The sequence below is a fragment of the Pelagerythrobacter marensis genome, assembly GCF_001028625.1.
GTDB classification, from domain to species: Bacteria; Pseudomonadota; Alphaproteobacteria; order Sphingomonadales; family Sphingomonadaceae; genus Pelagerythrobacter; species Pelagerythrobacter marensis.
Genome location: NZ_CP011805.1, coordinates 2,847,802 through 2,873,352 on the forward strand (window position 1 = coordinate 2,847,802; position 25,551 = coordinate 2,873,352).

Here is a 25,551-nt window from a genome sequence, read left to right on the forward strand (position 1 = left end):
TAACACACCTGTTGCGATAAACACGGGATCGAACGTCTTGCATAACCAGCGCAATCTCCTGCTTGCCGTCCTGCTGAGCGGCCTGTTGATCCTCGGTTGGGATACCGCAATGGGTTGGCTCTATCCGCAAACCGACCGCGCGGTTACGGAAGGGCGGATAGACACGCCCGCCGAAGCGGTGGAGGCGCGCCATACGCGCGAAGGCGGGCTGACCGATCCGGTCGAGATCGCGCAGGAACAGGCCGATCTCGAAACATCGCTCGCCGCACCCGACCGCGCGACGATCGACGCGCCGGCAATGGCCGGTTCGATCAACCCGGTCGGCGCGCGGATCGACGACATTACGCTGAAGGATCACCGCGAGTCTGTCGAAGAAGACAGTGGCCCCGTGCGCCTGTTTTCGCCGCAAGGGACCCCGGCCCAGAATTTCGCGCAGTTCGGCTGGGTGGGCGAAGGAATGCGCGCGCCCGATGCCGAAACCGTCTGGCAGGTCGAAGGCGGCCCGTTGACGCCCGACAGCCCGGTCACCATGCGGTGGGACAATGGCGAAGGGCAGCGTTTTTCCATCCGTCTGAGCATTGACGAACATTATCTGATCACGGCGGAACAGACCGTCGCCAACACTGGCGACGGCGCCGTAATCGTGCGGCCTTTTGCCCTGCTCAACCGCACCAGCCGCACCGCCAGCGCCAGCCAGTGGATTCTGCATTCCGGCCCGATCGGCTATTTCGGCGACGGCGTGCAGTTCGGCCCCGATTACGACGATCTGGACGAGGATGGGCCGCAATCGCCGGCCGAGCGTGCGGGATGGATCGGCTTTACCGACATCTACTGGATGTCCGCCATCGTGCCGCAGAAGGGCAGCGACGCCGCTGCCGAGTTTCGCGCAATGGGCGGCGAGCATTATCGTGCTTCGCTGGTCTATCAGCCGGTAAGCGTCGCATCGGGACGGCAGGTTTCGCGGACCACGCGCCTGTTTGTGGGTGCCAAGGACAGCGCAGTTCTGGCCGATTATCAGGAAGCGGGGATCCCCGGGTTCGACAATGCCATCGACTGGGGCTGGTTCGGGGTGATCGAGAAGCCGATTCTCTGGCTGCTGAAGCAGCTTTACGATCTGGCGGGTAACTTCGGCGTTGCGATCATCCTGCTGACCCTGGTGGTTCGCCTGCTGATGTTCCCCATCGCGCAGAAGCAGTTCGCCTCGATGGCCGCGATGAAGGCCGTCCAGCCCAAGATGAAGGCGATCCAGGAACGTTACAAGGACGATCGCCAGCAGCAGCAGCAGAAGATCATGGCGCTGTACAAGGAAGAAGGGGTCAATCCGCTGGCCGGGTGCCTTCCCCTGCTGCTGCAGATTCCGATCTTCTTCGGCCTGTACAAGGTGCTGATGCTGTCGATCGAGATGCGCCACAAGCCCTTCGCGCTGTGGATCGACGATCTTTCCGCCCCCGATCCGGCGCATATCCTGAACCTGTTCGGCCTACTGCCGTTCGAGGTGCCGGGGCTGATCGCCATCGGGCCGCTGGCGGTGCTGCTGGGCGTGACGATGTGGCTGACCTTCAGGCTCAATCCGTCGACGATGGATCCGATGCAGCAGCAGATCTTCAACATCATGCCGTGGGTGCTGATGTTCGTCATGGCGCCGTTCGCTGCCGGTCTGCTGCTTTACTGGATTACCAACAACGTGCTGACCCTGGCACAGCAGAGCTATCTCTATTCCAAGAACCCCCAGCTGAAGGCGCAGGCACAGGCGGAGAAGGAAAAGACGGAGCGGGGCAAGACTGACGATCCTGGCGAGAAGAAGGGCAAGGCGTGACCGGAGATATCGCCCCGGAGGAACGCGCGGCGAAGCTGTTCTCGGGCCGGGTGGAGTTTCTACTGTCCGCCCCGCAGCTGAAGTTCCTGCCCGAACCGACCGTGCCAGAAATTGCCTTCTGCGGGCGCAGCAACGTGGGCAAAAGCTCGCTGCTCAACGCCCTGACGGGGCGCCGGGCGATTGCGCGCACTTCTGTCACCCCCGGTCGCACGCAGGAACTGAACTTCTTCGAAGTCGGTGAACCCACGCTTTTCCGGCTGGTCGATATGCCGGGATACGGTTTTGCCAAAGCTCCGGTGAAAGTGGTCGAGCGCTGGCGCCAGCTGGTGCGGACTTATCTCAAGGGGCGGCAGGTGCTGCATCGCACGCTGGTGCTGGTCGATTCGCGCCACGGCCTCAAGGATGTCGATCGCGAGATGATGACGATGCTCGACGAAACGGCGGTCGGTTACCGCATCGTTTTGACCAAGGCAGACAAAATCAAGGCCAGCGAGCTTGCGAAGGTGACCGAAGTGACGGCGGTCGAAGCGCGCAAGCATCCGGCGGCGCACCCGGTGCTCCACGTCACCAGTTCGGAAAAGGGTATGGGTATCGCGGAACTGCGCGCGGCGGTGCTGGAAGACGCGCGCGTCTGACCGCACAGGCGCTGTTAGCGCTTGCTCTGCGCACCGGGGCGACACAGAAACCGCGCCATGACTTACACCATCGCGCAGGACTCGCTGGACGATGCCGAAGTGCTCGCGCTCCTTCAGCTCCACCTCGACGAAATGCATCGCTGGTCGCCGGCGTGCAAGGTTCATGCGCTGCCGGCAGAGCGTTTGCGCGCGCCCGATGTCACGTTCTTCACCGTCCGCGACGGGTCTGCCCTGGCTGCCGTCGGTGCGTTGAAGGAACTGGCACCGGATCGGGGCGAGCTGAAATCGATGCGCGCCGCCCCTGGCTATCGGGGGAAAGGGGCGGGCGAGGCTGTCCTGCTGCATCTCATGGCCGAAGCGCGCGCGCGCGGATACTGCTGGCTTGGCCTCGAAACCGGCCGGCCTGCGCCCTTCCTTCCCGCGGCGCGACTTTACACCAAGCACGGATTCATCGAGTGTCCAGCATTCGGCGATTACGTCTCCGACGAATTCAGCCTGTGCATGGAGAAATGGTTGTGATTTTCGACAGACGGACCGCACTCGCGGGCGGTGTCGCGCTGGCCGCTGGTGCCTGCGTACCGGTGGAACGGGATCGAGGCGGTCGGTACTCCGCTTTGCTGAACATTGTCGAAGAGACGGCGAACGGCACGCTCGGCGTGGCAGTCTTCGATACCGGGACCGGTCGGATCTGGGGCCACAACGATTACGCCCGCTTCCCGCAGCTTTCCTCGTTCAAGCTGTCGCTCGCGGCGCTGGTGCTGCATCTCGACGAGACGGGCACGCTCGATGCGGGGGAGCATATTTCCTGGGAAGCGAGCGAGCTGCTCGATTACGCGCCTTTCGCGAAGGACCGGCTGGAGCAGGGCGCGACGCTGCGCGAACTGGCGGAAGCAACGCAGACGCTGAGCGACAATACCGCCGCCAACGTGCTGCTGCGCCGTCTCGGTGGGCCAGAGCGGCTCACGTCTTTCTGGCGCGCGATCGGCGACGAGACGAGCCGGCTGGATCGAACGGAGCCAGCGCTCAACGACGTGCCGCCCGGAGAGATCCGGGATACGACCACGCCGGCGGCATCGGCGCGCACGTTGGCCAAACTGGTTTACGGCGACGTCCTGGGCGATGTCGCGCGAACGACGCTGAAAACGTGGATGGCCGAAACGCGCACCGGAATGCGCCGGGTGCGTGCGGGCCTTCCGCCCGAATGGCCGGCGGGCGACAAGACGGGGACATCGTTCGCGCCCGGGATGGGCAGCGTCTATGTCGATGTCGGCTATGTCGAACCGGCAGGCCGCGCGCCGCTGACGTTCGCGACGTTTTTTCGCGCCGCGCGCCAGCATACGAGTGTCGACCCGCGGGCCGAAGGAGCATTGGCGGAAACCGGGCGGATCATTGCGCGGTACGCCGCCGAAGGTTGAAGCACGCAAATTCGCGCGGTTCGGTCGCTTCCGCTCCGCCCGGGAGGCTTAATCCTGCGCGAAGATTGCGACCTCGTTCGTCCCGCTGCTGTCGGCACGGCCGCGGTACATGCCTGCGGAATTGAAGCTGAACACCGCCTCGCCTGCATTCGACATTACGATCACACCGCCATCACCGCCCATTTCCGCGACTTCGGCAATTACCGTGTCGGACGCCTGCTGAACGCCTTCGCCCGCCAGCCGCACCCGATCGCAGATGGCTTGCGCAACGCCGGCGCGAATGAAGAATTCTCCCCACCCTGTGGCGGAGACCGCGCAGGACCGGTCATCGGCCCAGGTTCCGGCGCCGATAACCGGCGCATCGCCGATCCGGCCCCATCGCTTGCCGGTCATCCCCCCGGTGGAGGTGCCGGCGGCAAGATGGCCGGCCTGGTCTCGCGCCACCGCGCCAACGGTGCCGAACTTGTATTCAACGTCGAGAGCGGAAAGCTGCCGCGACTTCATGACTTCCAGCTGCTTCCGGCGGCGCTCGGTCGCGAACCAGGCGGGGGGCATCCGTTCAAGCCCTTTCGCGGTCGCGAACTGTTCGGCACCGGCGCCGGACAGGAACACGTGGCGGCCATCGTCCATTACCGCGCGGGCCAGATGGATCGGATGTCGCACCGTGGTGACCCCCGCCACCGCGCCCGCCGCGCGTGTCCGCCCGTCCATGATCGAGGCATCCATTTCATTGGCCCCCTCCCACGTAAACACCGATCCACGTCCGGCGTTGAACAGGGGATCGTCTTCCAGCAGGACGATCGCGGCCTCGACCGCCTGCAGCGCATCGCCGCCGCTGGCGAGAACTTCGGCACCGGCATCCAGTGCGGCCTGTAGCGAGCAGCGATAGGCTTCTTCCTGCTCGGAAGTCATGTTCTCCCGCTTCAGCGTGCCCGCGCCGCCATGAATCGCGAGCGACCAGCGAACCGGCTCCGTTTCCTCCGGCGCGGGCTGCGCGGAGAGGGCCAGCGGGAACAGGGCGAATATCGCGAGAAGCGCGGCGATCGGTTTGCTCATCCGGCGCAGGCTAGTGCGCGCCGCGGCGAAGGCAAGCGGAGGTTGTCCACCGCGGCCAAGCCAACGCTTTCGTCTGTTCTTTCCGCATGATAGGTTGCGGTTGCACAGCAGGGGAGAACACCAATGCAATTGGGAAACTACCGTTTCGACCAGGAACTGGCGCTGCAGATCGGCGAAAAGGTGATCTGGGCCGTTCTGATTCTGGCAATCACCTGGGCGCTGGCGCGTGCCGCCAAATGGGCCTTCGCCAAACTGGTCGATACCGTTTCGATCTTTCGACGAAATACCGGAAGCGGGGCAAGCCTGGGCGAATCGCTGGGCAAGATCGTCAGTCTGCTCGTCTGGCTGTTCGGCTTGCTGATCGTTCTCAGCGTTCTCGGGCTGGGCAATGCCGTCGGGCCACTCAACACGCTGCTGGACAGTGTGATGGCGTTCCTCCCGCGGATTGCCGGCGCGGCGTTGATCTTCTTCATCGGCCTGATGATTGCCCGGATCGTGCGCGATCTGGTCGTCACGACGCTGCAGACGATCGATTTCGACAAATGGGCCAATCGCGGCGGGATTGATACCGTCACCGGCAACAGCGCGATCAGCAGTACGATCGGGACGATCCTTTACGCCCTGATCGTGATCTTCGTCGCGATTCTCGCGCTCGACGCGCTCGACCTGCAGAGCGTGTCGGCCCCCGCGAGCAACATGTTGCAGCTCATCTTCGATGCGATCCCGCGGATCATCGGTGCGGCCCTGCTGCTCGGCGTCGGCTATCTGATTGGCCGGTTCCTGGTTCCGTTGATCAAGGAAGTGCTCGTTGGGCTCGGCGTCGATCAGGCGCTGGGGGCGACGGAACTGCTCCCCGACAATACGACCGCGACCGATCTGATTGCGCGCGTTGCACAGATTGCGATCGTGCTGTTCTTCGCGATCGCCGCGACGCGGCTGCTCGGCTTCCCGGAACTGACCGCCATTCTCGACCAGGTGCTCGAACTTGGCGGGCGGGTTATCTTCGGGGCCGTGGTGATCCTCGTCGGCTTCCTCATCGCACGGTTGCTGGTCCGGATGATCTCGGGCGCGGGCGAGGCCAATCTCGCGGGCACGATCATCAAGTGGGCGACGATCTTCGTCTTCACCTTCATGGGGCTCAGCTTCATGCAGGTCGGTGATGAGATCGTTCAGATCTTCTTCAGCGCCCTGGTGATCGGCGGCGCAGTGGCGGCAGCGCTGGCTTTCGGGCTGGGCGGACGCAACTGGGCCGCGCGCAAGCTGGAAGAATGGGATGCCGATGCACCGTCGTCGTCGCAGACCCGTCCGCGCGGTGAAACCGGGAACGATCCGCTACCGCCCGGCGCCTGAGGCGTAGGCACAGAAAGGGTGCCCTCAGGGTACCCTGCGATCAGGAGGGGCGCGGTCCGGCAGGTTCCGCGCCCCTTCTTGCATTGCGGATCGGTTCAGGCGGCGAGGATGCGACGTTGCCGGTGGGCGTTGAACAGCGCCACAGCGATCAGGAAGGCGATGCAGATCATTACAAACTCGCCCCCGTCCTCCACGAACGTCTCGAATTCGAGCATTACCGGAGTGTGCGGCCCCCAGACGACCATGAGATCGACGATCACCCCGAAAAACGCGGCAACGCCGATGCATCCGGCCAGAATGAGCGATTCGACCGCCGCGCGCAGCCGTGCGTGGCGCAGGCTGATGAACAGCGCGACGAGCCAGACGAGGCCGATCGCCAGGAACATGCTTGCCTCCCCAATGTCGTTCGCGCCTACCGGCAGGGGCCAGCCTTCGAACCAGTGGGCGAAGGCATGGCCGAACCGTTCATGGATCTCGATACTGTTGTCGAGGGTCAGCCAGGCGAAGAGCAATGCATTGGCGAGATAGACGCTCGCCCCTTCCCACAGCCAGGTAATCAGCAGCATCAGCGACACGGCCAGCGTGAGGGAATATTCCAGCCACTCGCCGAACCCGCCGTCGGATGCGAGAAAGAACTGCACCGGCAGATGGGCATCGGTGAGTTCGCCGTAGTGCGCCGCCACGTCCAGTCCGATCAGCACGCCGGCGTAAGGCAGCAGCAGAAGCGCGGCGATGCGCAAGCTGCGCGAAGTGGCGATTTCGCGCAGCACGGCGAATGTCTCGCGGGCGAGTGGCGTATGGATCACTATGGTCTCCCTGAAGGGTATGCCTTCCGCCGATCGGCAAAAAGACGCGCCACGTTGGCGCAAGCGGCACAGGATACAAGTGGATGAAGCGCGAAACGCGTCGATTTCATGCGCGCTCCCGGAATGGGACGAAACATTTGCCCGGCGTCATGCAGTGCGTCGTGGGATTTCGCCGCGCGATGGGACCGGTCATTGCCCCGTCATCCCGGTGTGCGTATATGGCGGACCATGTCAGCAATTCGCCCCTGGCGCACGATTGAACGCCGCAAGAGCCGCCAGATCATGGTCGGCGCCGTGCCTGTGGGCGGCGATGCCCCGATCACGGTGCAGACGATGACCAACACCCCGACCGAAGATGCGGCGGCGACGATCGATCAGATCCGCCGGTGCGAGGATGCCGGGGCCGATATCATCCGCGTTTCCTGCCCTACGGAAGAAGCGACCGCGGCCATGCCGGCGATCGTACGGGCAGCGAATATCCCGATCGTGGCGGACATTCACTTCCACTATAAGCGCGCGCTGGAAGCAGCCGATGCCGGCGCTGCCTGTCTGCGGATCAATCCGGGCAATATCGGCAGCGATGCGCGCGTCGCCGAAGTGGTACGCGCGGCCAAGGCCAACGGCTGTGCAATCCGCATCGGGGTCAACGCCGGCAGTCTTGAGAAAGACCTGCTCGAAAAATATGGCGAGCCTTGTCCCGAGGCGCTGGTCGAAAGCGCGCTCGATCATATCAAGCTGCTGCAGGATCACGATTTTCACGACTACAAGGTGGCGGTGAAGGCGAGCGACGTGTTCCTGGCCGTCAGCGCCTATATGGGCCTGGCCGAGGCGGTCGATTGCCCGCTGCACCTTGGCATCACGGAAGCCGGCGGCCTGATCGGCGGCACGGTGAAATCCAGTATCGGCATCGGCAACCTGCTCTGGGCCGGGATCGGCGACACGATCCGCGTCTCGCTATCGGCAGAGCCTGAAGACGAAGTGCGTGTCGGGTTCGAGATCCTGAAGGCGCTCGGCCTGCGCACCCGCGGTGTTCGCGTCGTTTCCTGCCCCAGCTGCGCGCGCCAGGGGTTCGACGTGATCCGCACGGTTCAGGCGCTGGAAGAGCGGCTCTCACATATCAAGACGCCGCTCTCCCTCTCCGTTCTCGGCTGCGTGGTCAACGGCCCGGGCGAAGCGCGCGAGACCGACATCGGCATTACCGGCGGCGGCAAGGGCAAGCACATGGTCTATCTGTCGGGCGTGACCGATCATCACGTGGCCGACGCGGGCATGCTCGATCACATCGTCGATCTGGTTGAACACAAGGCCGCCGAAATCGAAGCCGCCGAAATCGAGGCGGGCATGAGCGACGCCGGCCAGGCTGACGACGTGCCGGAGGCGGCGGAATAGCGCTATTCCCGCCGTTCACGTTCCCGTTACCGGCTGTTATGCTAGAGTGTGAGCATGGACAGACGCGGCATCATCAAAGGTACATTGGCCCTGGGCGCGACGCTGGCGTTGCCCGCCCGCCTGCCAGCGCAGGTGCGCACCGGCACGCCGCGCGACGCGATCCTGGTGGAGATTGCCAAGCGTGAGCAGCAGAAGGCTGCGGCAAGCCTGTGGCGCACCGACATCGTGGGCATCGCCGATTTCGGACTGCACAGCTCGGAGCCGCGATTTCATTTCGTGAATCTGGAGGCGGGACAGGTCGATTCCTATCTCGTCACCCACGGCAGCGGGTCCGACCCGGAGCATGACGGGTGGCTCAACTGGTTTTCCAACGTGCCCGAATCGCTGTGCACCAGCCGCGGAGCCTACATGACCTATGGCTGGTACACCGGGCGTTTCGGCACCTCGATCCGGCTGGAAGGGCTGGAGGCGGACAATTCCAACGCGCTCGACCGTGCGATCGTGATGCACCGCGCCGACTATGCGGAGCCGGGGCATGTCGCGCGCTGGGGGCGGCTGGGCCGTTCCAATGGGTGTTTCGCGATGGGCGATGCGGATTTCAAGCGCGCGCTGCTCCAGCTCGGCGGGGGGCGCGTGCTGTTCGCCGACCGGCTGGGCCTGGCCCGCGACGGATCGACGATCGTCCGCCCGCAGCAGGACATGGGCGAAATTCGCCCGCTGATGCCCGATCCCCCGCGCGGGGAGGACGTGCTGAACCCCGGCGTTTACTGAAGACGGTCCGACGCCTGCTGTCAGGTCGTCTTCATGTCGTCGATAATCTCCACCGCTTCCTCGCTCGTCCGGCGGGCGCGATACTGTTCGCGCGGGGCATCGAACGCGGCCAGAACCGGGGCGTCGCGGTCGTAGATGTCCCGGAACGTGCGCAATTCGCCGTCGATGTCGGTCCCCATGGTGAAGTAGGTGATGTACACCGGCATCCGGCTTTCGAACGGAACGCGGGTATATTCGCCTGACTTGAGGATCTCCACCGCGTCCTGCGCGGCCGCTTTGCGCTCCTCGTCCGTTTCCGGGTTCTTTGCCAGAATGGCGAGCGTAATCGCCAGTTCGCTCGCCCGTTCGGTACGAATGCACCCGTGGCTCAGCGCGCGATTGGCGTTGTTGAACAGGTGGCGCGACGGGGTGTCGTGCAGGAAGATCGCATGGGGATTGGGCATGTCGAGCTTCATCAGCCCAAGCGAGTTCCCCGGGCCAGGCTGCTGGACCACGGTGACGAAGCCGGTTTCCTTGTTGCGCCAGCCCTTGTAGCCGTTGGCGCGCGCCCAGCCGGGGTTGCCAAGGACGCGGGCGCCGAGCCCTTCGCCCTTCACGATCGATTGCGGCACAGTCCAGTTGGGGTTGAAGATCACCCCTTCCACCGTTTCGGCGAGCTGCGGGGTCGCGGTGCGGCCCGGCTTGCCCACGATGGTCTTGTACGTGCGCATGATCTTGTCGTTGACCGTCAGGCGCAGCTGATATTCGGGTACGTTGGTGATCAGGTACTGACTGCCCAGATCGCGCGCGAGCCAGCGCCAGCGATCCATATTGGCGCGGATCAGCTTGCGGCGGGTCGTGGCATCGGCCGGCGTGGCCGCCAGTTCTTCGCGCAACCGCGCATAATCCGGGTGCAGCGGCGCGACCGATTGCAGGGCACCGGCGATATCGCCGCTGGCCAGGGCCTGCGCCATCACGTCGCCGGTGCGGTAGCGGTCGGCATCGGGGTCGACGACGAACCACTGGCGCCGCGAATCCATCGGCGTGCGGCCGTCGCGCATATCCTCCACCAGCCAGGCAAAGGCGCGGCTGGCCGTCTGGTTCAACTGCTCGCCCGGCCCCGCCATGATCGCGTTGCGCAGTGCAGAAAGGTTGTAATCGGCCGGGTTCAGCCCTTCGGCCCCGATCCCCTCGATCACGGCGACCAGCCGTTCGGCCTGGGCCGTGCTCCACGGCTGAACCTCGGGCGTGAATTGCTGGACGACCTCGCGTGCGATGGTGGACACCGTGTCGCTGGCTTCCTTCGGACGTTCAGGCGCGGGGCTTGCCACCGCCTCGTCATCAGGGTCGACCGGGTATTCCCCGATTATCCGGGATTCGGGGAGCAGGTTTGCCGGCGCGCTCTGCTGCGCCGCTGCTACGCCCGGCACGATCAGCGCCAGTGAAGTGGCCGCCAGGAAGGTCGATTTGAATGTGGTGGTCATATGCTTTCTCAACCCAGGACGTTGCGCAACCGGTTGGGGCGCATCCGTTTGGTCCTAATGTGAATTTGCCCCATTGGAAGGCCGCCATCAAGCATTCCGGCTGACTGGGGGCTGAATCGTCCAAAGCCGGATGACGGGCGCGCGGCGAGCGCCTATGCCGCGACGATGTCGTCCACCCATCGCCTCATGCCGATTGTCGTTACTGCCATCGGCATCGGGCTGTTTGCGGCGATGGATGCGTTTATGAAGTCCGCCTCGCTCGTCATCGGCGCCTATAGCGCGCTGCTGCTGAGGAGCGCGGTCGGGTTCGCGATTGTCGTGCCGCTCTGGCTCGCGCTCGGCGGACGCTGGCCACGGCGGGCGGTAATGCGCATCCATCTGAAGCGCGGCGTGGTCGCGGCATTCATGGCGCTGTCGTTCTTCTACGCCCTCATGCGTTTGCCGATGGCCGACGCCATTGCGCTCTCGTTCGTGGCCCCTTTGATTGCGCTCTATCTCGCCGCAATTCTGCTGGGAGAGACGATCGAACGGCGCGCGATCGTTGCCGCGCTGCTGGGGCTGGCCGGGGTTATCGTCATCATCGGCGGGAAGCTGGGAAACCAGACCATCGATCGCGAGACGGCCTGGGGCCTTGGGGCGATGGGGTTTTCGACCCTGCTCTATGCCTGGAACCTGGTAATCCAGCGCGAACAGGCACTGGTCGCGCGACCGGTCGAAGTGGCGACGTTTCAGAACGGTATCGTCGGGCTGACGCTGCTGCCGCTAGCCCCGTTCCTGTTCGCGCTTCCCGGGGCGGAGGCATGGCGCGATATCGGCGCGGCGGCCCTGCTGGCGACGGGGGCGGCGATCCTGCTGGCCTGGGCCTATGCCCGGGCGGAGGCGCAGGTGCTGGTGCCGGTGGAATACAGCGCTTTCCTGTGGGCGGCATTGTTCGGCTGGCTGTTCTTCCGCGAAGGGCTTGGCCCCGGCACTGTGGCGGGTGCGACGCTGATCGTCATTGGCTGCTGGATCGCGGCGCGACGCCGGCCGGAACAGAGCGCACTTTAGCATCCGCGGCGTCGGACCGTCCCGCGAGGAGGGGCATCGCCGCGATCGTCAGGCGTTGTAGTTGCCGCCACCCCCTTGACGCATCGCCCCCGAACGCGCAGGTGCCGCGGCACATCGCGACTCTCCGCCGGGGCGCAGCGCGGCGGTCGCCACCCATGAAAGGATGATGCACAGCATGACCCAGGTCGGCAAGGACACGCTCGAAACCCGCTCAACGCTTACCGTCAATGGCAAGGACTACGCGTACTATTCATTTGCCAAGGCGGCCGAACACGTCGGCGACGTTTCGCGCCTTCCGTTCTCGCTCAAGGTTCTGCTCGAGAACATGCTTCGGTTCGAAGACGCCGGCTTCACCGTCGGGAAAGAGCATGTTCAGGCGATTGCGGACTGGCAGAAGAATCCGGCGACCGGCCAGGAAATCCAGTATCGTCCGGCACGCGTGCTGCTGCAGGATTTCACCGGCGTGCCCTGCGTGGTCGATCTGGCCGCGATGCGCGATGCGATTGCCGAACTCGGCGGCGATACCGCCAAGATCAATCCGCAGGTTCCGGTCAACCTGGTGATCGACCACTCGGTCATGGTCGACGAGTTCGGCCACCCCAAGGCGTTCGAACAGAATGTGGAACTGGAATACCAGCGCAATGCGGAACGGTATGACTTCCTCAAATGGGGTTCGAAGAGCTTCAAGAACTTTTCCGCCGTGCCGCCGGGCACCGGCATCTGCCACCAGGTGAACCTGGAACATATCGCGCAGGGTGTCTGGGCGAGCGAGGATGAAAGTGGCCAGATGGTCGCCTACCCCGATACCTGCGTCGGCACCGACAGCCACACGACCATGATCAACGGCCTGGGAGTGCTGGGCTGGGGCGTCGGCGGGATCGAGGCCGAGGCCGCGATGCTGGGGCAGCCGGTTTCGATGCTGATCCCCGAAGTCGTCGGCTTCAAGCTGACGGGGGCGCTGGCCGAGGGCGTGACCGCGACCGATCTGGTGCTGACCTGCGTCCAGATGCTCCGCGAAGTCGGCGTGGTCGGCCGCTTCGTCGAATTCTATGGCCCCGGCGTTTCGACCCTGAGCCTGGCCGATCGCGCGACGATCGCCAACATGGCCCCCGAATACGGCGCGACCTGCGGCTTCTTCGGGATCGACGAGAAGACCATCGAATACATGCGTCTGACCGGGCGCAGCGAAGAAACCATCGCGCTGGTCGAAGCGTACAGCCGCGAACAGGGCCTGTGGTTCGAACCGGAGAACGAGCCGGTCTTCACCAACACGCTGGAGCTGGATATCGGCGCGGTCGTCCCCAGCCTGGCCGGCCCCAAGCGCCCGCAGGACAAGGTGATCCTTCCCGACGTCGACAAGCTGTTCAATTCGGATCTTGAGAAGCTTTACGGCAAGAGCGGGCCGGAACGGGTCGCGGTCGAAGGCAAGGATCATGATATTGGCGATGGCGATGTCGTGATCGCCGCGATCACCAGCTGCACCAATACCAGCAACCCCGATGTGTTGATCGCCGCGGGTCTGGTGGCCAAGAAAGCCCATGAAATGGGCCTGAAGCCGAAGCCGTGGGTGAAAACGAGCCTGGCGCCCGGATCGCAGGTGGTCACCGACTATCTTGAGAAAGCCGGTCTGCAGGAACATCTCAATGCCATCGGCTTCGATCTCGTCGGCTATGGCTGCACGACCTGCATCGGCAACTCGGGGCCGCTCGCCCCGCCGATCAGCAAGGCGATCAACGGCAATGACATCGTTGCCGCCAGCGTCCTGTCGGGCAACCGCAATTTCGAAGGACGCGTCAGCCCCGATGTGCGCGCCAATTTCCTCGCCAGCCCGCCGCTGGTGGTCGCCTATGCGCTGAAGGGGACGGTGACCGAAGATATCACCACGACCCCGCTGGGCACGGACAAGGACGGGAACGACGTCTTCCTCAAGGATGTCTGGCCGTCGAACGATGAAGTTGCGAAAATCCGCTTCGGCGCGATCGATCGCAGCATGTTCGAAGCCCGCTATGCCGATGTCTACAAGGGCGATGCGCACTGGCAGGCGATCAACGTTACCGGGTCCGACACCTACCAGTGGCGCCCCGGCAGCACGTACGTCGCCAATCCGCCCTATTTCGAAGGCATGAGCATGACGCCCGCGCCGGTGACCGACATCGTCGAGGCCAAGCCGCTGGCCATTCTGGGCGACAGCGTCACCACCGATCACATCAGCCCGGCCGGATCGATCAAGGAAGACAGCCCGGCGGGCCAGTACCTGCTCGAAAATCAGGTCGCGAAGGCGGATTTCAACTCCTACGGAAGCCGCCGCGGCAATCACGAAGTGATGATGCGCGGCACGTTTGCCAACATTCGCATCCGCAACGAGATGGTGCCCGGCGTCGAAGGCGGCGTTACCGCGTTCGATGGCGAGGAGATGCCGATCTACGACGCGGCGATGAAGCACAAGGCGAACGGCACGCCGCTGGTCGTCGTTGCCGGCAAGGAATACGGCACCGGTTCCAGCCGCGACTGGGCCGCCAAGGGCACGATCCTGCTGGGCGTGCGCGCGGTGATCGTCGAAAGCTTCGAACGCATTCACCGCTCCAACCTCGTCGGCATGGGCGTGCTGCCGCTGCAGTTCCACGATGGTGACACGCGTGAAACGCTGGGGCTGACGGGCGACGACAGCTTCTCGATCCGCGGGCTGGCCGATCTCAAGCCCGCGCAGGATGTCGAGGTCGAGGTGACCCGCGCGAATGGCGAGAGCTTCACGTTCACCGCCCGTTGCCGGATCGATACCGCGAACGAGATGGAATATTACCGCAACGGCGGCATCCTTCACTACGTTCTGCGCAAGCTGGCGGCCTAAACACCGCGATCATGAATCGAAGGGCCCTGCCTGTGCGGGGCCCTTCTGATGTTCAGCGCCGATAAAGCCGCCCCGGCGCACCGCACCCGATTTGCGGGAGGGTGCCCCATGAAATTTCTCTATCCGATATCGCTGTTGGCCGCTGCCTGCCTGTCGGCCCCGGCGCTGGCGCAGCAGGGCAATCCGCAAATCGACTATGACGGTTTCGCGGCGTTGACGATGGAGCTGGCGGAAACCCGCACGCGCCATCTGATCGACCTAGCGACGTTCGAAACGATGCTCGCCCGCGGCGATGCGGTGCTGCTCGACACGCGTTCGGCGGCGGCATTTGAGCTGGGCCATATCGCGGGCGCGATCAACCTGCCGTTCTCCGACTTCACGGATGCGAAGCTGGCCGCCGTTCTGGGCGAGGACAAGGGCCGCGCCATCCTGATCTACTGCAACAACAATTTCAGCGACAATCTCGAACCGGTCGTCAGCAAGCGTGCGCCGCTGGCGCTGAATATCCCGACGTTCATCAACCTCCACGGATACGGCTACACCAATGTGTGGGAACTGGCCGAGGTGGTCGCGACGGCGGACGTCGACTGGGTCGCCGCCGCGCCAGAGCCGGCCAGGGGCGGATAGAAAAAGGGCGGCTCCCATGCGGGGGCCGCCCTTCTTGCGAGTTCGAAGCGTGGGAGTGTGCTTCTAGGCGCCCCGGACGAGGCGCAATTTCTTGCGGCCGAGCACTGCGGCTGCCGCGAGGCCGAACAGAATCGTCATCGGCGGCGCGGGCACCTGGGTGCCGCTGGTGCTGCCGTTGCTCGAGCTCGAGGTGGAGCTGGAGGTCGACGAGCTGGTCGAACTGCTCGTGCTCGAACTGGTGGACGAGCTGGTCGAGCTGCTGGTGCTCGTGCTGCTGGTGACATTGCCCGAAGTCGACGTGCTGGTCGAGACATTGCCCGAGGTCGAAGTGGTCGATGTCACCCCGCCGGTGGACGTCGAAGACGACGTGGTCGAGGTAACGCCGCCGGTCGACGAAGATGTCGTCGACGTCACGCCGCCGGTCGAAGTCGAGGTCGAACTGCCCCCGGTCGATGTGGAGGTGGAGCTGCCGCCGGTAGAGGTCGAGGTCGAGCCCCCGGACGTCGAAGTCGACCCGCCGGACGAAGTGGAGGTGACGACAACGCTGCCGCTGCTGCCCCCGCTGCCGCCGAAGAAACCGCCGAAAAATCCGCCGCCGAAACCGCCAACACCGCCGCTGCCGCCGATCACGGTCACGCCGCCGCTGCTGCCGCCGGAAACCGGCGGTGCGGGCGGAAGGGGAACAGGGGCCATCGCCACCTGGTAAACCGGGGGGCACTCTTCGGAATAGGCGTCGCCATACGCTGTGACGGGCGCGACCGGAGCGGCGCCGGGGCCCATTGGCCCTGTGGCGGGCACGCATTCGACCGTACGGCGCACGATGCGGCGCTTGCGCGTGGTTTCCCTGGGGATGGTGCGCTGGGCGACCTTCTTGGGGGCCTGCTTGATATAGCGGACCGGCTCGGTCTTTCCCTTGGCCGATTTGTACGACGGCTTATCGGTGACGGGCATTTCGGCCACGTGGACCGCGCCACCTGCCAACAGCATACCGCCCGCGGCAGTCGCGGACAATTTCGCCAGGGCCATTTTTACCGACATGGGCAAGCTCTCTAAATTGCGTCGTGGGAGCGCCAAGGCCGACGAGTTCGGCATCCCGGCTGATCCCTCTGCCTTCAGGAAGACGCATTGGAGAGGTCAGGGCAATCGCATTAACCGTCTTGCGCCGCCGAAAACGCGAAAAAATCGGCAGATTGCGGAGCCGCGGCCGGACTTGTCCCGCGATGGGGCGGAAACCGCGCAATTCCTTGCCGCCGCGTTAGGAATTTTCGTCAAACAAACCCGACTGCGCACCCTTGGGCGGAGCCATTTCGAGGTGCTGCCAGCCCGATTCGTTCAGGCATCGCCCCCGTGCCGTGCGCGCGATCAGGCCAAGCTGGATCAGATAGGGTTCGACCACTTCCTCCACCGTATCGCGCGGTTCGGCGAGGCCGGCGGCGAGCGTTTCGACCCCGACCGGGCCGCCCCGGTACGTCGTGGCGATCATGGTGAGATAGCGGCGATCCATCGCATCGAGGCCGAGCCGGTCGATCTCCAGCCGGGTCAGCGCCTCGTCGGCGACCTTGCGGGTCACCGTGCCATCGCCCGCGACATGGGCAAAGTCGCGCACCCGCCGCATCAGCCGTCCGGCGACGCGCGGGGTGCCGCGCGACCGGCGGGCAATCTCGCGCGCGCCGGCAGGGTCGATATCCATCCCCAGCAGGCGGGCACCGCGGGTGACGACCCGGTCCAGTTCCTCGTGCGTGTAGAAGTTCAGCCGCACCGGAATGCCGAAGCGGTCGCGCAGCGGCGTGGTCAACAGCCCCTGCCGCGTCGTCGCGCCGACCAGAGTGAAGGGCGGCAGGTCGATCCGCACGCTGCGGGCGGAGGGCCCCTCGCCAATGATCAGGTCGAGCGCGCGATCTTCCATCGCGGGGTAGAGCACTTCCTCCACCACCGGGTTCAGCCGGTGAATCTCGTCGATGAACAGGACATCGTGCGGTTCGAGGTTGGTCAGCAGCGCGGCCAGATCGCCCGCCTTGGCGATCACCGGGCCGGACGTGGCGCGAAAGCCGACCCCCAGTTCCTTCGCCACGATCTGCGCCAGCGTGGTCTTTCCCAGCCCCGGCGGGCCGAAGAACAGCACGTGGTCCATCGCCTCGCCGCGCGACTTCGCGCTTTCGATGAAGACCTTCAGGTTCCCTCGCGCGGCCTCCTGCCCGATAAATTCGCCCAGCGACTTGGGCCGCAGCGCAGCATCGGGATCGTCCGGCTGGCGATCGGGAGTGTGGAGGGGGACGGGGTCGGTCATGCCGGTGTAGCGCTAGACGCTAAATGGACCCTGAAACAAGTTCAGGGTGACAGGGAGGGAACCCGATCCATTTCCGACTCGATCCGTCATGCTGAACTTGTTTCAGCATCCATCTCCCGGCACCCTCCGCACCATGCCGTTCGAGCGCAACCCCTGCGTCTACGTCCTCGCCAGCGGTCGCTACGGCACCCTCTACATCGGCGTCACCAGCGATCTGATACAGCGGCTCTATCAGCACCGCGAAGGAATCACGGGCGGATTCACGAAGCGATACCGGGTCCACCGGCTCGTTCGCTACGAGATGTTCGGCGACATGGAAGCGGCGATCCTGCGCGAGATGCAGCTCAAACGCTGGCACCGGCAGTGGAAGATCAACCTGATCGAGCGGGACAACCCGCATTGGGCGGACCTGGCGGTGGGACTCGGCTTCGAGCCGCCGGCTTTGTGCGGGGGGCGCAATGGATCCTGAAACGAGTTCAGGATGACGGGGGAGAGAGTGAAGCACTATCCCGCCGCCCGTTTCAGTGCCACGCGGATCAGGTCGCTTTCGCTCGCGTCTTCGCCCAGTTCGCCTTGCGCGGCGGCGACGGCGCGGGCGGCGGTGGCGGGTTTGAAGCCGAGGTTTTCCAGTGCGGATACGGCATCGGCGCTGGCGCCGCCCGCAGGGGCCGCCGCGCCGATCGCAGCGCCCGCCATGCCCCCGCCGGGAAGGGCGCCGGTCTTGTCCTTCAGCTCGTTGACGATCCGCCCGGCCAGTTTAGGCCCCACGCCCTGCGCGCGGGCGACCATGGCCGCGTCGCCGCCCGAGCAGGCCGCCTGGAGTTCACCCGGCGAGAGGGTGGAGAGGATCGCCAGCGCGACTTTGCTGCCCACGCCCTGCACCTGGGTCAGCAGGCGGAACCAGTCGCGTTCCCCCGCTTCGGCAAAACCGAGCAGGCGCATGTCGTTCTCGCTCACCTGCAAATCGGTATAGACGGTGCAGGCTTCCCCGGTTTCGCCCAGCGCGGCGAGCGTCTTGGACGAACAATGGACAAGATAGCCGACGCCCGCGACGTCGATCACCGCCCAGTCGGTGCCGGTTTCGTCCAGCAGGCCCCGCAGTTTCGCAATCATGCTTTGTTCCTGCCCGAGCGCGGGCGGTTTGGCCAGCGCTGTGGTGCATTTGTCCGCAAGCCCGCGGAAATCGGAGACATGGACCGCATGTTACACTGTCCTGGAGCAAAAAAATTGGCCCCGCGCAGCATCCCCTGATCGGCAGGGCAGAGCGCTGGAAAGGGGGCGGGGCAGGGCGGCATAGTACGGGCGACCATGGCATAGGCCGGTGCCTGTAGGAAAACGGTTCTTCGCATGGCCGCAGCAAAGGTGAAGTGGACAGCCCCCGCACCATCGGACACAAGGCACGGCCATGAGCTGGAACACATTCGGGCGCGTCCTGCGCATGACGACCTGGGGCGAAAGCCACGGCCCTGCGCTGGGCGCGGTGGTGGATGGGTGCCCGCCGGGGCTGACGCTGGACGAGCAGGCGATCCAGCCCTTCCTCGACGCGCGCCGTCCGGGGCAGAGCAAGTTTACCACCCAGCGGCAGGAAGCGGACGCGGTGCGCATTCTGTCGGGCGTGTTCGAGGGGAAGACCACCGGCACCCCGATCAGCCTGATGATCGAGAACACCGATCAGCGGTCGAAAGATTATTCGGAGATCGCCAATACCTATCGCCCGGGCCATGCCGACTATGCCTACGACGCGAAGTACGGCTTTCGCGACTATCGCGGCGGCGGCCGGTCGAGCGCGCGCGAAACCGCGGCGCGCGTGGCCGCCGGGGCAGTGGCGCGGCTGGCTATCCCCGAAGTGACGATCCACGCCTATGTCGTCCAGATCGGGGAGGACCGGATCGACCCTGAGGCGATCGACCTGGCCACGATCGGCGACAATCCGTTCTTCTGCCCCGATCCGCGCGCGGTCGCGCGGTGGGAAGGGCTGGTCGACGCGGCGCGCAAACAGGGGTCGAGCCTGGGCGCAGTGGTCGAATGCGTCGCGCAGGGCGTTCCGCCCGGCTGGGGCGCGCCGGTCTATGCCAAGCTCGACGCCGATCTCGCCAGTGCGATGATGGGGATCAACGCGGTCAAGGGGGTCGAGATCGGCGACGGTTTCGGCGCGGCGACCCTGCGGGGGGAGGACAATGCCGATCCCATGCGGCCTGCCGCTTCCGGGAAAGCGGGTGACGGGCCGGAATTCACCGCCAACCATGCAGGCGGGATCGCCGGCGGCATTTCCACCGGGCAGCCAGTGGTGTGTCGGGTGGCGTTCAAGCCGACCAGTTCGATCCTGACGCCGGTTGCCAGTATCGACCGCGACGGAAACGCGACCGAAGTTCGCACGAAGGGACGACACGATCCCTGCGTCGGCATACGCGGCGCGCCAGTGGTGGAAGCGATGATGGCGCTGGTTCTGGCCGATCACAAACTGCTCCACCGCGCGCAATGCGGCTAGCCGGCGGCGGAACCAGAAGATGCTGAACCGCCGCCCATTGCTATGGGCCCTGCTGGCGCTGCCCGGCGTGTGGATCGCGTGGCGCTGGTGGGCCACGCCGGAGGCTTATGGTTTCGGCCACGCCATCGGCGATAGCGGGGACTGGGCGGCATGGCTCTTGATGGTGACACTGGCGGTGACGCCGGCCCGGTTGCTGTTCCGCCGCCAGCGATGGACCTTGTGGCTGATGCGCCGCCGGCGCGATCTGGGCGTGGCCAGCTTCGCCTATGCCGCCGGGCATACGGCTATCTATGTGACCGACCGGGCATCGCTGCCTGCGATTATCGATGCTGCCGGTTCGCCCGACATGCTGACCGGCTGGCTGGCGCTGGCGCTGTTCATTCCGCTGGCGGTGACATCGAACGACGTGGCCGTGCGCGCGCTCAAGCGGTCGTGGAAGCGGTTGCACCGGCTGGTCTATCCAGCGGCGATCCTGACCTTCGTGCACTGGGTGCTGGCAGCATTCGATCCGACGACGGCCTACATCCACATCGGGGTGCTGGCCGCCGTCGAATTGCTGCGGGTCTGGCTACAGCGCCGTCAGAGGGTGACGTAGTTGCGGAAGCGGGCGACTTCGTCCTCGTCGACATATTTGCCGATCTCGCGGTCGAATTCGGCCATATCCTCGTAAGGACGATATTCCTCGAACTCGTGGATCATGCGATCGGTCATGCCCGGGATCAGGGCGATCGCTTCTTCGCTGGCGCTGTTCAGATCGATCGGCACGAAGACGTTGACGAGGATTGCGGTGGCTTCTTCCTGCGAAACGTTTTCCAGCAGCGCGGTGTGCAGGTCGGTCACGTCGGCATAGGGCTGTCCGGCAACGATCGTGTCGGCCAGTTCGGCAGAGATGCCCTCGACCGCGGCAAGCTGCGCGGTAGTGGCAGTGTTGGCATCCAGCACGGCAGTGGCGGTTTCTGCGGCGGCATCGGCTGCATCGGTGGCAGCTTCATCGGCCGGGGCGGCAGTGTCTTCGGCGGTGTCCGAACATGCCGCCAGGGTCATGGCGGTGCCGGTCATGGCGGCGAGTACGATCTTGCGCATTTCAGGAAGTCCTTTTGCGTTGTGAAAGGCGGCACCTTAGCAGGCTCGCGCATGTTGCGAACCCCTTGCAATAACTAATTCGCCAAGGCTCCTCGCCACCTCCGCCGACGGGTTCCGGGACATTGCACGGCGAAAAATCAAACATCTGCCGGACTTTTCGGATCGATCCGTCGATTGATCGAAAATTCCGATGCTAGCCATCGCACAAAAACGCTTTTGTGCATTGCAACAGTCACTATCTGGGGCTTCGAGTTTCACACCTGAAAAAGAGGACTTCAGACATGGGTATCATTGGAAGCACGATCAAACCGTTCACCGCCACCGCATTCCAGGCGGGCAAGGACTTCTTCGAAGTTTCGGAAAAGGACCTGGAAGGCAAGTGGTCGGTGTTCTTCTTCTACCCGGCCGATTTCACCTTCGTCTGCCCGACCGAGCTGGAAGACATGGGCGAAAAGTACGACATGCTGCAGAGCATGGGCGTCGAAGTCTATGGCGTGTCGACCGATACGCATTTCAGCCACAAGGCATGGCACGACACCTCGGAAAAGATCGGGAAGCTCAAGTTCCCGTTCCTGGGTGACCAGCTGCACACGCTGTCCAAGAATTTCAACGTGCTGCGCGAGGAAATGGGCCTGGCCGACCGTGCGACTTTCGTGGTCGATCCCGACGGCGTGATCCAGATCATGGAAATCACCTGCGAAGGCGTGGGCCGCAATGCCAACGAACTGACCCGCAAGATCAAGGCGGCGCAGTACGTTCGCGAGAACCCGGGCCAGGTCTGCCCCGCGGCGTGGGAAGAAGGCAGCGACACGCTGGCTCCTTCGCTCGACCTCGTCGGCAAGATCTGATCCGATCCCGAATACAGGAACCCGGGCCTTCGGGCCCGGGTCACTGAGAAGGCCCGGGGCCTGTCCCCTCTCCCCCCTAGCGCCCCGGGTCTTCATCGACCGCGCGCATCGCCTTTCATCGCGGGATGCGGCGCGCATTCGCCTGCCGGCGCGACCGGTGGCGCAGCGATGACGCTTTTACGATCAGGAGTTTCGCCATGCTCGACACCGCAATGCAGCAGCAGCTCAAGCAATACCTCGCCAACCTGCGCGAGCCGATAGAGCTGGTCGCCTCGCTGGGCGACGATGCCAAGTCGGAAGAAACGCGCGCTCTCCTGACCGAGATCGCGGGCCTGCACGACATGGTTTCCGCCAGCTTCGACGGTACGGACGAGCGGCGGCCCAGCTTCATCATCCGCCGCGCTTCGGACGCGGAAAAGTGGGTCCGTTTCGCCGGCCTGCCGATGGGGCACGAGTTCACCTCGCTGGTGCTCGCCCTGCTCTGGGCCGGCGGCCATCCGCCCAAGGTCGACCCCGAAACGCTGGAGGCGATTGCCCGGCTGGAAGGGGATTACAACTTCGAGATGTATTTCTCGCTCTCGTGCCACAACTGCCCCGACGTGGTGCAGGCGCTGACGCTGATGGCGCTGACCAATTCGCGGATCACCGCGACCCTGATCGAAGGCGGCACGTTCAAGGACGAAGTCGACGCGCGCGACGTCATGGCCGTGCCCGCGACGTTCCTGAACGGGGAGCCGTTCTTCAACGGCAAGATGAATGTCGACGACATCCTCGCCCGGCTCGACAGCGGAGCGGGCGAGCGGCAGGCGGCGAAGCTGGCGGAAAAGGAGCCGTTCGACGTGCTCGTCGTCGGCGGCGGCCCGGCGGGTGCCTCGGCCGCGATCTATACCGCGCGCAAGGGTTTCGTCACCGGCATCGCGGCCGAACGCTTCGGCGGGCAGCTGCACGATACGCTGGGGATCGAGAACCTGACCGGCACGACCTATACCGAAGGGCCGAAGCTGGCCGCGCAGCTCGAAAGCCATGTCGGCGAATACGACATCGACCTGATGGACCGGCTCCAGGCCGAAAAGCTGATCCCCGCCAGCGAACCGGGCGGGATGCACGAAGTGGTCTTCGCCAATGGCGCCTCGCTGAAAACGCGCGCGCTGATCCTCGCCACCGGGGCGCGCTGGCGCAACCTCGGCGTGCCGGGGGAGGCGGAATATCGCAACAAGGGTGTGGCCTATTGCCCGCACTGCGACGGCCCGCTGTTCAAGGGCAAGCGGATCGCGGTGATCGGCGGCGGCAATTCGGGCGTCGAGGCGGCGATCGACCTGGCCAAGATCGTCGGCCATGTGACGCTGATCGAATTCGATACGAAGCTGCGCGCGGACGAGGTGCTGCAGGCCAAGCTGCACAGCATGCCCAACGTCACCGTGCTGACCAATGCCCAGACGACCGAGATCACCGGAGCCGACGGGCGGGTCAACGGCCTGGTCTACAAGGACCGCGCCAGCGGCGAGGAGCATCGGGTGGAGCTGGAAGGCGTGTTCGTCCAGATCGGTCTCGTCCCCAATACAGAGTGGCTGAAGGACAGTGGTCTGGGGCTGAGCAAGTTCGGCGAGATCGCGATCGACGGCAATGCCGCGACCGATCTGCCCGGCGTGTTCGGGGCCGGCGACTGCACGACTGTGCCCTACAAGCAGATCGTGGTCGCGATGGGCGAAGGTTCGAAAGCGGCGCTGAGCGCGTTCGATTACCTCATTCGCAACGAACCTGCCGAAGTGGCGGAAGCGGCCTGAAGCCGCCCGGAGTTATCTCCGCCCGGCGTCACCGCCGCCGCTTGAGTATGAGATAGAGCGCACCCTCGCCCCCGTGGCGACGGTGCGCTTTTCGTATCGCGGCGATATCGGTGCCGTGGGGGCCGGCAGCGAGCCAGTCGAGCACTTTGGCCCGGATCGCCCCGCGCCGGCTGCCGCGATCGGCCGCATCGACCGGGCGCGAACGACCCGCGATCAGCAGCACGACCCGTGCATCCATTGCCTTGGCCTGGGCCAGCCCGTCGTCGAGCCGGGCGTGGGCGCTGTCGAGCGTGTGGCCGTGCAGGTCCAGCGTGAAATCGGGCGCGATCGACCCCGCACGAAAACGGCGGTCCCAGTGCGAATCGAGCCCCGCCTCCTCCCGCGCAGGCACGGGCGCGGCGGGCTTTGGCGGGGGCGGGGGCGCGACCCGCCGCGTCTGCGGTGGCAGCTTCGCGGGCTTCGTGGCGGAGTGGCTGGCAGGTGGCGGCGGCGGAGAAGGGGCCGCATCGGAACCGGCGGCCCGCCCGGCAGGCTTGCCGCGATGGGCCGGGCGCAGGGGCGTAACGGTCGCGGCGAGGCGTTCCCAGGCCGCGCGTTCTTCCTCCGAAAGACCGCGCGGCGCGGTCATCGCCGGTCGAGGCGGGCCACCGCACCTTTCGGCAGCAGGATCAGCGCCTGTCCGCGCCCGCTCATCCCCCCGGCGATCTGGCGCGCTTCCTCGCCCGCGCCCCAGAAGGTGTCGAACCGGTTCGGCCCCTTGATCGCGCCGCCCGTGTCCTGCGCGACCCACAGGCCGTTCGCTTCGGGTCGGTCAAGCTGCAGCCAGACCGGCGCGCCGTAGGGGACGAATGAGGGATCGACCGCGACCGAGCTTTCGCGCCGCACCGGCACCCCGATCGAACCGAGCGGCCCGTCGCCGGTCAACTCGCGGAAGAAGACCCAGCTCTTGTTGAGCTGCATCAGTTCCCGGCCTTCCCGCGGATTTTCGCGGATATAGGCCATGATCCCCTGCATCGAGCCGGGATATTGTCCCGGGCCGTCGCCGATCAGTCCGCGATCGCGCATGACCCCGCCGATGCCGACATATTCGCGGCCGTTCTGCCCGGCATAGCCGATTCGCATCACGCGCCCGCCAGGTAGGGCCAGGCGGCCCGATCCCTGGATCTGGAGGAAGAAGAGTTCGACCGGATCGGCGGCCCAGGCGATTTCGAGCCCGCGCCCGGCCAGTGCGCCGGCTTCGATCTGGGCCCGGTCGAAATAGCGCACGAATTTGCCGCTCGCGTCGTAACGGCCCAGCGGTGGGCGGCCGGTGCGTTCGCGTTCCGGCATGTCTTCGGGCCAGGCGCGCACCAGATCGTCCGGCATGCCATAGACGGGTACGTCATAGCCGGGGCGCCGTGTGCGGCTGCCGCGAATTTCGGGTTCGAAATAGCCGGTGGCGAAGGCCGCACCGTCGCCCACCCGGGCGGTTTCGAAAAAGCGCGCGAAGAATTCGCGGCCCCGGTTGTAAGGCCAGGTGCGCGCCGCGTCGCAGGCGGGGCGCCAGTCTTCGGGATATGTCAGTCCGCTGGCATCGGAATGGCCGAGCAGACGCGGACAGCTATCGAGAAAAGCGGCAAGGGCGGTGCCCGCATCGCCTTCTTCGATGCCCAGCGTCTCTATCGCCGGGCCTGCCGCGACCCCGGCAAAGGCGGCGCTCGCCACGCTGGTCGGCGGGGCGCTCGGCGGTCCGGCAGGGCGCGGAGTTTCCCCGCCCGGCACGATGGTACAGCTTGTCAGCAGAGCCGCCAGCGCGGCCAGAATTCCCCAGCGGCGCATGGCCCGTCCCCCCTAGCGGT

24 protein-coding genes are annotated in these 25,551 nt (G+C 65.3%); 16 read left to right on the forward strand and 8 right to left on the reverse strand.

All coding sequences use genetic code 11. The features are described from left to right. Positions 1 to 37: 37 nt before the first annotated feature. From yidC to bla, 4 genes are read left to right on the forward strand one after another with little or no spacing between them, the layout of a single operon-like run. Positions 38 to 1,816 carry a membrane protein insertase YidC gene (yidC, locus tag AM2010_RS13420; protein ID WP_047807499.1) on the forward strand — a complete coding sequence of 593 codons (1,779 nt, stop codon included), beginning with the start codon at positions 38 to 40 and terminating at the stop codon, positions 1,814 to 1,816. Then, the gene (yihA, locus tag AM2010_RS13425) at positions 1,813 to 2,451 is read left to right on the forward strand and encodes a ribosome biogenesis GTP-binding protein YihA/YsxC (protein WP_047807500.1); all 639 of its coding nucleotides are present in this window, start codon (positions 1,813 to 1,815) and stop codon (positions 2,449 to 2,451) included. Before yidC ends, yihA begins: the two co-directional genes overlap by 4 nt. 57 nt (positions 2,452 to 2,508) lie before the next feature. After that, positions 2,509 to 2,970: a GNAT family N-acetyltransferase gene (locus AM2010_RS13430; RefSeq protein ID WP_047807501.1), complete on the forward strand. Its 462-nt coding sequence runs from the start codon at positions 2,509 to 2,511 to the stop codon at positions 2,968 to 2,970. Then, positions 2,961 to 3,866 (forward strand): class A beta-lactamase, encoded by a 906-nt coding sequence (gene bla / locus AM2010_RS13435; RefSeq protein ID WP_053044096.1) that lies wholly within the window; start codon positions 2,961 to 2,963, stop codon positions 3,864 to 3,866. Before AM2010_RS13430 ends, bla begins: the two co-directional genes overlap by 10 nt. Positions 3,867 to 3,914: 48 nt before the next feature. On the opposite strand, the gene AM2010_RS13440 is transcribed toward bla, so the two are convergent. Next, positions 3,915 to 4,922 carry an isoaspartyl peptidase/L-asparaginase family protein gene (locus tag AM2010_RS13440; RefSeq protein WP_082132936.1) on the reverse strand — a complete coding sequence of 336 codons (1,008 nt, stop codon included), beginning with the start codon at positions 4,920 to 4,922 and terminating at the stop codon, positions 3,915 to 3,917. A 123-nt stretch (positions 4,923 to 5,045) separates the two neighbouring features. Between AM2010_RS13440 and AM2010_RS13445 the strand changes: the two genes are divergently transcribed. Beyond that, on the forward strand, positions 5,046 to 6,272 hold the full coding sequence (locus tag AM2010_RS13445) for a mechanosensitive ion channel (RefSeq protein WP_047807502.1): 1,227 nt from the start codon (positions 5,046 to 5,048) through the stop codon (positions 6,270 to 6,272). 95 nt (positions 6,273 to 6,367) lie between these two features. Here AM2010_RS13445 and AM2010_RS13450 read toward each other — a convergent pair whose 3' ends face one another. Then, positions 6,368 to 7,078 carry a hypothetical protein gene (locus tag AM2010_RS13450; RefSeq protein ID WP_058350930.1) on the reverse strand — a complete coding sequence of 237 codons (711 nt, stop codon included), beginning with the start codon at positions 7,076 to 7,078 and terminating at the stop codon, positions 6,368 to 6,370. 228 nt (positions 7,079 to 7,306) lie between these two features. Between AM2010_RS13450 and ispG the strand changes: the two genes are divergently transcribed. Then, a complete protein-coding gene (gene ispG / locus AM2010_RS13455; RefSeq protein WP_047807504.1) occupies positions 7,307 to 8,467 on the forward strand; it encodes a flavodoxin-dependent (E)-4-hydroxy-3-methylbut-2-enyl-diphosphate synthase in 1,161 nt (386 codons plus the stop codon). Positions 8,468 to 8,521: 54 nt separating this feature from the next. Then, entirely contained in the window at positions 8,522 to 9,238 is a 717-nt protein-coding gene (locus tag AM2010_RS13460) for a murein L,D-transpeptidase catalytic domain family protein (protein WP_047807505.1), read from the forward strand. 20 nt (positions 9,239 to 9,258) lie between these two features. On the opposite strand, the gene AM2010_RS13465 is transcribed toward AM2010_RS13460, so the two are convergent. Then, positions 9,259 to 10,701: a L,D-transpeptidase family protein gene (locus AM2010_RS13465; RefSeq protein WP_047807506.1), complete on the reverse strand. Its 1,443-nt coding sequence runs from the start codon at positions 10,699 to 10,701 to the stop codon at positions 9,259 to 9,261. A 165-nt stretch (positions 10,702 to 10,866) separates the two neighbouring features. Here AM2010_RS13465 and AM2010_RS13470 point away from each other — a divergent pair, with 165 nt between their 5' ends. The 4 genes from AM2010_RS13470 (at position 10,867) to AM2010_RS14245 (ending at position 15,929) form a co-directional block, all read left to right on the forward strand. Further along, positions 10,867 to 11,748 carry a DMT family transporter gene (locus AM2010_RS13470; protein ID WP_047807507.1) on the forward strand — a complete coding sequence of 294 codons (882 nt, stop codon included), beginning with the start codon at positions 10,867 to 10,869 and terminating at the stop codon, positions 11,746 to 11,748. Between the two features lie 175 nt (positions 11,749 to 11,923). Next, entirely contained in the window at positions 11,924 to 14,596 is a 2,673-nt protein-coding gene (gene acnA / locus AM2010_RS13475; RefSeq protein ID WP_047808002.1) for an aconitate hydratase AcnA, read from the forward strand. Positions 14,597 to 14,704: 108 nt separating this feature from the next. Then, entirely contained in the window at positions 14,705 to 15,223 is a 519-nt protein-coding gene (locus AM2010_RS13480) for a rhodanese-like domain-containing protein (protein WP_047807508.1), read from the forward strand. 91 nt (positions 15,224 to 15,314) lie between these two features. Next, complete coding sequence (locus AM2010_RS14245; RefSeq protein WP_053044097.1) at positions 15,315 to 15,929, forward strand: hypothetical protein; 615 nt, start codon at positions 15,315 to 15,317, stop codon at positions 15,927 to 15,929. A gap of 549 nt (positions 15,930 to 16,478) precedes the next feature. Here the strand turns inward: AM2010_RS14245 and ruvB are convergent. Further along, entirely contained in the window at positions 16,479 to 17,510 is a 1,032-nt protein-coding gene (gene ruvB / locus AM2010_RS13490; protein ID WP_047807509.1) for a Holliday junction branch migration DNA helicase RuvB, read from the reverse strand. An 88-nt stretch (positions 17,511 to 17,598) separates the two neighbouring features. On the opposite strand from ruvB, the gene AM2010_RS13495 reads away from it, so the two are divergent. Further along, complete coding sequence (locus tag AM2010_RS13495; RefSeq protein ID WP_047807510.1) at positions 17,599 to 17,979, forward strand: GIY-YIG nuclease family protein; 381 nt, start codon at positions 17,599 to 17,601, stop codon at positions 17,977 to 17,979. A 35-nt stretch (positions 17,980 to 18,014) separates the two neighbouring features. Here AM2010_RS13495 and ruvA read toward each other — a convergent pair whose 3' ends face one another. Beyond that, complete coding sequence (gene ruvA, locus AM2010_RS13500) at positions 18,015 to 18,623, reverse strand: Holliday junction branch migration protein RuvA (RefSeq protein ID WP_047807511.1); 609 nt, start codon at positions 18,621 to 18,623, stop codon at positions 18,015 to 18,017. Positions 18,624 to 18,915: 292 nt separating this feature from the next. On the opposite strand from ruvA, the gene aroC reads away from it, so the two are divergent. Further along, entirely contained in the window at positions 18,916 to 19,998 is a 1,083-nt protein-coding gene (gene aroC / locus AM2010_RS13505; protein ID WP_047807512.1) for a chorismate synthase, read from the forward strand. Positions 19,999 to 20,017: 19 nt separating this feature from the next. Continuing rightward, positions 20,018 to 20,593 carry a protein-methionine-sulfoxide reductase heme-binding subunit MsrQ gene (locus AM2010_RS13510; protein WP_047807513.1) on the forward strand — a complete coding sequence of 192 codons (576 nt, stop codon included), beginning with the start codon at positions 20,018 to 20,020 and terminating at the stop codon, positions 20,591 to 20,593. Here the strand turns inward: AM2010_RS13510 and AM2010_RS13515 are convergent. Beyond that, a complete protein-coding gene (locus AM2010_RS13515; protein ID WP_047807514.1) occupies positions 20,578 to 21,081 on the reverse strand; it encodes a ComEA family DNA-binding protein in 504 nt (167 codons plus the stop codon). The genes AM2010_RS13510 and AM2010_RS13515 overlap by 16 nt on opposite strands. A 281-nt stretch (positions 21,082 to 21,362) precedes the next feature. Here AM2010_RS13515 and ahpC point away from each other — a divergent pair, with 281 nt between their 5' ends. Together ahpC and ahpF are read left to right on the forward strand one after the other, a co-directional pair. Beyond that, on the forward strand, positions 21,363 to 21,929 hold the full coding sequence (ahpC, locus tag AM2010_RS13520) for an alkyl hydroperoxide reductase subunit C (protein WP_047807515.1): 567 nt from the start codon (positions 21,363 to 21,365) through the stop codon (positions 21,927 to 21,929). Between the two features lie 197 nt (positions 21,930 to 22,126). After that, positions 22,127 to 23,713, forward strand: a complete 1,587-nt coding sequence (gene ahpF / locus AM2010_RS13525; protein WP_047808004.1) for an alkyl hydroperoxide reductase subunit F — start codon at positions 22,127 to 22,129, stop codon at positions 23,711 to 23,713. Between the two features lie 28 nt (positions 23,714 to 23,741). On the opposite strand, the gene AM2010_RS13530 is transcribed toward ahpF, so the two are convergent. Together AM2010_RS13530 and mltA are read right to left on the reverse strand one after the other, a co-directional pair. Next, complete coding sequence (locus AM2010_RS13530) at positions 23,742 to 24,341, reverse strand: Smr/MutS family protein (RefSeq protein WP_047807516.1); 600 nt, start codon at positions 24,339 to 24,341, stop codon at positions 23,742 to 23,744. After that, positions 24,338 to 25,531, reverse strand: a complete 1,194-nt coding sequence (mltA, locus tag AM2010_RS13535; protein WP_047807517.1) for a murein transglycosylase A — start codon at positions 25,529 to 25,531, stop codon at positions 24,338 to 24,340. The genes AM2010_RS13530 and mltA overlap by 4 nt, the downstream gene beginning before the upstream one ends. Between the last annotated feature and the right edge of the window lie 20 nt (positions 25,532 to 25,551).